We start from the raw sequence: 6,271 nt of genomic DNA, 5'->3' as shown, positions 1-6,271 counted from the left end.
CGTCTACCGGCTCGGGTGACATGCCGGAGGCGGCCGGGCCGGTTGGTCGTGGTCCGGACGGGGTGGATATCGAGGTTGATGGGGTGCCGGCCCGTATCTCCTTGGACAGCGTCACCAGGGTCGGCGACTACCTGATCGGTAACGTGAAGATTGTCGCCGAACAGGACGCCACAGTGTCTGTGGTTTATCTGGGCATCCCGACCAGTATGTATTCGTTGCGCGAGTGGGGTGCCTATCAGTCGACGGGGTTCAGTTTGCTGAAGGGCGGGCAACGGTACCTTCTGGCCGACTTCACCGACGGTGAAGGTGAGAACCGGCCGCTGACGAACTTCTGGTCGAATGATCTAGTCGCGGGTATGGAGAAGTCGTTCCCGGTAGTCTGGCCGGACACCGGGGAGGACACCGTGACGATGGACATGCCGGGTGGCACAAATGGTTATAGGCCCGTGCTCGCAGTTCGCTTGACCGATATCCCGGTCGTCGAAGGGTGAGCTTGCGTTCAGACGCCTTCAGAAGGAAGCGTGGGCGGTTAACGGCGGTCACTCGCTGCGCGGTAAGAAGAGGATTGCGATCAACGGGGTACGGATTCGTGCGGCGGGCTCGGGAACCTCGGGCCCGCGCAGATTGGAAAATGGGCTCTTCCGGTATGGGGGCGTGGTGGCGGCGCAATTCACTCATAACCGAGGGGTGTTGTCATGTTCTGGCGGCAAACGTGTGACTGAGGTCAGAGGCGTCGTGGGCAGACAGTGCCCGGGTATACCCGGTTTGTTGGGTTGGGGTGCCCAAGGCGTGTGGGTGATTGTCTTGTTATTGTTGGCGGGTTCTAGATCGCCGAAGGGTTCGGCTTGTGGTTTGTAGGAGTGGTGTTTGTGATGCTGTGTCGGCGTGAGGTGTTGACTGGTTCTGCGTCGTTGGCGGTGGCGGCGGTGCTCGCCGCCTGCACAGGGGGGCGTGGCGGAGGTGGCGGTGGTGGGGCGGTTTCGTCCGCCTCTCCAGCCGACACGGGAGGCACGTCGGCGGTGCCCGTGAACTCAGCCCCGGTGGTGCTGAAGTCGGTGTGGAAGGGTGAGGCGCTGACGACGCGTGTGGGCCCGGCGGTGGTGCAGGGCGGCTACACGGTGGTGAAGATGGAAATTTCCGTCGACTCCGGCGAACGATTCTTACTCGGCTCGTCGATGTTTGGCGACGGGTTGAACATCAACACGTTGGCGGCCGTCAAGTTGATTTCACTCCGGGAAAATGTAGTGTATCGAGAGGTCGGGCGGACCCCCAAAGGAATCGGATACATTGAACCTGACTCTCCGGCGGAGTTGTTCCCGGTGTTTGGTGCTGTGCCGGATGATATGGACTCGATCGAGTTGCTATTGCCGACTACGGGTGTGGCTCTGGGCGTGCCGGTCGTGGATGCGCCCGTGGCGGGGTTTGATGTGACGGCGGCGATCGCGAATGCGCAAATCGATGAAAGTATTCATTCTGGTCCGTTCGAGTTGAATTCGTTGGTGGTGGCTGCGGATCGTTCGTCGGACACAGAGAAGGCTGATACGTCAACGACGGTGAACGTGTCTGGGGACGTGTTGTTCGCGACGGATTCTGCGGACCTGAGTGACGCAGCGGACGGGGTGCTGGCATTGGTTGTGGAGCAGCTAGAACTCTATCCCTCGGGCGGCGAACTGGCGGTTACGGGGCATACGGATGATGTGAATACTGATGAGCATAATCAGGGTTTGTCGGAGCGGAGGGCCAAGGTGGTGGCGGATCGGTTGGGGGAACTGACCGACCTGTCGGGATGGGAAACGACCGTGTCGGGCAAGGGCGAGTCGGAGCCGCGAGTGGCGAACGACTCGGATGAGAACCGGCAGTTGAACCGGCGGGTGGAGATCGTGCTGACTCCCGCCGACTCCGATGAAGGCAGTGCTGCGACAACAGGTGCTGGCTCGGCTGCAGGGTCTGGCGACATGCCGGAACCGGTCGGCCCCGTGGGCCGGGGCCCGGACGGCGTGGACATCGAGATCGACGGCGTGCCCGCGCGTATCTCCCTCGACAGCGTCACTAGGTATGCGGGCTACCTGATCGGCACGGTCAAGATCTCCTCCGAGCAAGAGGTGAGCGTTCCATTGTTCTTGATGCAGATCCCTGATGATTTGCTCTTCATTAGGATGTGGTCGTCTTATGCGACTTCAGGCTGCACGCTTTTGAAGGGCAACTCCCGGCATTTGGTTGTCGACTTCATTAACTCCGATGAAAATAGCATTGTGCTGGCCGGCTACATCTCGGGAACAATGGTGGCCAATGATGTTCGTAGTCTCCCGGTGGTATGGCCGGACACGGGGGAGGATACGGTGACCATGGACATGATCGGTGAGGATGACGCTTTCGGTCAGCATCTGGCGGTTCGCCTGACCGATATACCGGTCGTGGAGGCGTAGACGCAGGGAGCGAGACCCTTGGCGGCCGCAAGCGGGGCAGTCCTCCCCATGGTGGCGGGCTTCATCGGACGGTTAGCGTCGCTGTGTTCCCGTCCGCAGTGAAGGAGCCCCCGATGCTGAGTCGACCTTCGAGCAGCCACGGCCAATCCGTGATGCCATCTGTAGCGCCGCGTACTGTTGCCTCACGCGCTTCCACGTCCTGCGGGATGACCCGCCGCGGCGTGCTGCTCGGTGCGACTGCGGTTGCGCTGGGCGGGCTGTTCAGCGGTTGCGCGGCGGGAAATCGATCTCCAGACACGGGGAGTACTACCGCGGCAGCCACAGCCGAGGCCGTCACTTTAGACGCGCAGTACAGGGGCGCAATCCTGACTGTGCAGGTGGGCCCTGCAGCGTCATACGGCGGGTATACGGTTGTGCGCCTGCGAATCGCCACCGACTCTCAGAAGATGATGGACCTCGCGGGTGTCTTCGCGTCGCCCAAAGACTCGCTCGCCATGACCCAGATCTACATGTTGTCGCTCGCTCGGGATCAGGCTTATCTGGAATTGACTCTGAAGTCCGCCGTCGGGCGATACGGGGTGGCTCAGGGAAAGCCGCTGGACCTGTTCCCCGTATTCGGTGCGGTGGACCCTGACGTACGTGAGGTGGAGGTCTTCCTACCTAACCTCGGGGTTGCCCTGGGAGTACCAGTGGTGTCCTCGGAGGAGGTCGACTTCCCCGTGACCGAGATAATCGACGACGCGGGGCTCACAAACCAATACCCCTTGCAAACTGACCCTTTCGCCATCGGATCCCTTGCCATCGCGGGTGACGGATCGTCGGATACGGCGGTGCTCAACGGCCAGACCACGGTCACCCTGCTGAGCGACCTGCTCTTCTCCGACGACAGCACCGCTGAACCGGAACTTTCCGAGCGAGCCGATGACATGCTCGCCGCCGTCGTGAAGCAGTTGGCGTCCTTCCCCTCGGGTGGCACCGTGTCGGTATGCGGGCATGAGACAGAGCACAACTACGACGGCGATGTTGAGGGGGGCGAGGCGGAGGCTCAGGCGGTCGCGGATAGATTGGCTGATCTGGCCGACCTGGAGCACTGGGAGGTGTCGATTGAAGGTGGCGATTACCGTACGCCGCGTCTCGATAGGCACAGCAGCCTCGGGACCTGGCTGTATGACGAGGAGTTCGCGCACATCAACCGGCGAGTCGAGGTCGTGCTGGTCCCCAACGATCCAACCGAGGGCGATACTTCGGACGCCGCCGTCGGCGATGCGGAGCCGCAGGCGACCGGCCCGGTCGCAAACGGCGCTCAGGGTGTCACCGTCACTGTGGGCGAATGGGGGAAACTGACCCTGTCCATGGAACGGGTCATTCGCGTAGACGGTTTCCTGGTCGGTACGGTGATGCTGGGGGTAGAGGAGACCCTCGGGGTAAACGTGTACCCCAAGGGCGCCTTCCTACTCCCTGACACCGCCCAGGGGGCTCACTGGGGTGACTGCCTGAACTATGCCTGCAACCTGACATTGCTCAATGGCAGCGTCAGGCAGCTGCCGGCGGAGTACTGGAAAACTGGTGGTGGTAACGACTACGTGCCGCTCACTAACTACATGAGCGACGACGTCCTTCCTGCCGATCTGGTTCAGATTCCGGTGATCTGGCCGGACGTGGGTGGGGATACGGTCACGCTCGACCTGCCGGGTGGTGCGAACTGTGAGGGTGAGGCGATCACCGCTCGCCTTACTGACATACCCGTCGTCGAGGCGTAGGGGATGAGGCCACCGATCGGGGCGTCTGCGGGAGAGCTCTCCCCATGGCGACGCACGCCGCCGGCCGGTTAGGGTCGGTGTGTTCCCACGCCGAAGCAAAGGAGCCAGTAATGCCCCAGCGGAATTCATATACCCACGCTCAGTCTGCGGTGCGGTCCGCTTCCGCCTGGCGCACTTCCACGCCCCATGGACCATCCCGCCGCGGCGTGCTGCTCGGTGCGACGGCGGCCGTGCTGGGTGGGGTGCTTGGCGGTTGCACGGTGGGTGGGGATTCGACGGCTGATGACGGGGCATCGCCGACGCCGACCGCGGCCCCGGTGGTGCTTGAGACTGAGTACGCGGGCGCCTCCTTGACCGTCCAAGTGGGGCCCGCCGCGGTGGTGGACGAGTTCACTGTGGTGAGAGTGATGATCAGTACTGACATCACTGATGAGATTGACGTAACCGAGTTGTTCGGAGGGTGGGGCGGCAGCTTCGGCAATATGTGGAGCATTCATATGCTCTCCCTGGCGAATGGGCTTGCATTCCCCCAGCTGGGCCACAGCTCATATGCCGGGGACTATTACATCTCTGCAGATGATGCGGCTGAGCTGTATCCAGTTTTCGCCGCGGTGAACAGTGACATCGACAGGGTCGAGGTGTTCCTCCCCAATGTCGGCACGGCCATAGACGTGCCCGTGGTGGATCTCGGTGGGGCCGCTCTTACCTCGGAGCAGGTGGACAGGGCAGTCAGTCTAGCGGAGCAGAATGAGTGGCTGCGAAACAACGGGGACGGCCCATTCCCAATCACTTCGCTCACAGTGGCAGGAGACTGGTCGGCAGACACCGCTGTCTCCAGCGATCCTTCTGGGGCCGTTGTCGTGAGCATGCTCGGCGACCGACTGTTCAACGACGAAGACCCCGACGACCCCAAGGCGGTCGAGTTGTCTGGTGATGCCGACGAGGTCATGGCACCCCTCGTGAGGCAACTCGAGTCCTATCCCTCTGGTGGTCAGCTGCAGCTCACCGGGCACCAGCCGTTCCGGGCCCCCTACTTCCACTACACGACGCACGAGGGCGGGCCCCGGGCAGAGGCGCAGGCGATAGCGGACCGGTTGGCTGAACTGACCGACCTGAGTCGGTGGGAGGTTGCGGTGTCCGGCGAGGAGGATTCGCAAGAACGGAACGTGGACTACGGCGACCCTGACAATGATCTGCTCTTCTACTACAACTACCGAGTGGAAGCGAGGGCGACGCCGGAAGATCCGGCCGAGCGCGTCGCGGCAGACGTAGCCGAAGACGAACTCGGGCTGGGAACAGGTGTGCCCGTCGCGTCCGGAGCCGAGGGCGTAGACATCGAGGTCGAAGGCGTGCGTGCCCACCTGGCCTTGGATGAGGTGGTGCGGGTTGGAGAATTCCTCGTGGGTACGGTCTCCCTCAGCGCTGAACAATCACTGCCCGCCAGCGCCTTCCTCTTGCCGGACTCGGGTCAATGCGCATATTGGAACGGCCGAATCGGCCACGCCTGCAACCTGACCCTGCTGGTGGGCGACGCTCGAAGGCTGCCAGTGGCCTATGTGGACCATATTGGCCTCAACACACCGGTGACGAATACCTGGGGTGCATCTGGGGCGCTTGTTCCGTCAGACTGGACAACCTCTATCCCCGTGGTCTGGCCGGATGTGGGTGGAGACACGGTTACGCTCGACTTGCCGGGCGGGCCCAACGCCCTCGGTCAGCCGATCGCCGCCCGCCTGACCGACATCCCCGTCGTCGACGGATGACGCGCTGATTTGGTCTCGGGTGATGTCGATTGGGGGGCGGGGTGTTTGTGGGTGCTCACGGATGGGATGACTGTTGCCGCCGTCCAGTACAACTGCCTGGGGCAGCTCGATACCTCGATCCGCGACGCTGTCGAAAACACCCTGGTGTTGGTGGCTGTGTGGGCCTATTAGGGGTTGGTGCCCGGGTATACCCGGTTTGTTGGGTTGGGGTGCCCAAGGCGTGTGGGTGATCGTCTTGTTATTGTTGACGGGTTCTAGATCGCCGAAGGGTTCGGCTTGTGGTTTGTAGGAGTGGTGTTTGTGATGCTGTGTCGGCGTGAGG

The 6,271-nt window shown here is 62.4% G+C and carries 3 protein-coding genes and 1 pseudogene; all 4 read left to right on the top strand.

Annotated features, from left to right (window positions below; translation table 11 throughout):
- Window positions 1–491, top strand: a pseudogene (locus DRB06_RS16135) (OmpA family protein); the annotation flags it as partial.
- 534 nt (window positions 492–1,025) lie between these two features.
- Entirely contained in the window at window positions 1,026–2,426 is a 1,401-nt protein-coding gene (locus tag DRB06_RS08590) for an OmpA family protein (protein WP_258522208.1), read from the top strand.
- Between the two features lie 494 nt (window positions 2,427–2,920).
- Complete coding sequence (locus DRB06_RS08585; RefSeq protein WP_146750845.1) at window positions 2,921–4,186, top strand: hypothetical protein; 1,266 nt, start codon at window positions 2,921–2,923, stop codon at window positions 4,184–4,186.
- 317 nt (window positions 4,187–4,503) lie between these two features.
- Complete coding sequence (locus DRB06_RS08580; protein WP_146750844.1) at window positions 4,504–5,949, top strand: hypothetical protein; 1,446 nt, start codon at window positions 4,504–4,506, stop codon at window positions 5,947–5,949.
- The last annotated feature ends 322 nt before the right edge of the window (window positions 5,950–6,271 follow it).

The sequence above is a fragment of the Actinomyces sp. Z5 genome, from assembly GCF_003287795.1.
GTDB classification, from domain to species: Bacteria; Actinomycetota; Actinomycetes; order Actinomycetales; family Actinomycetaceae; genus Actinomyces; species Actinomyces glycerinitolerans.
This window is presented reverse-complemented; position numbering and strand designations above follow the sequence as displayed.

Coding starts and splice junctions, on each gene's coding strand:
- DRB06_RS08585 (WP_146750845.1), top strand. CDS start 2,921: ATGACCCAGATCTACATGTTGTCGCTCGCTCGGGATCAGGCTTATCTG.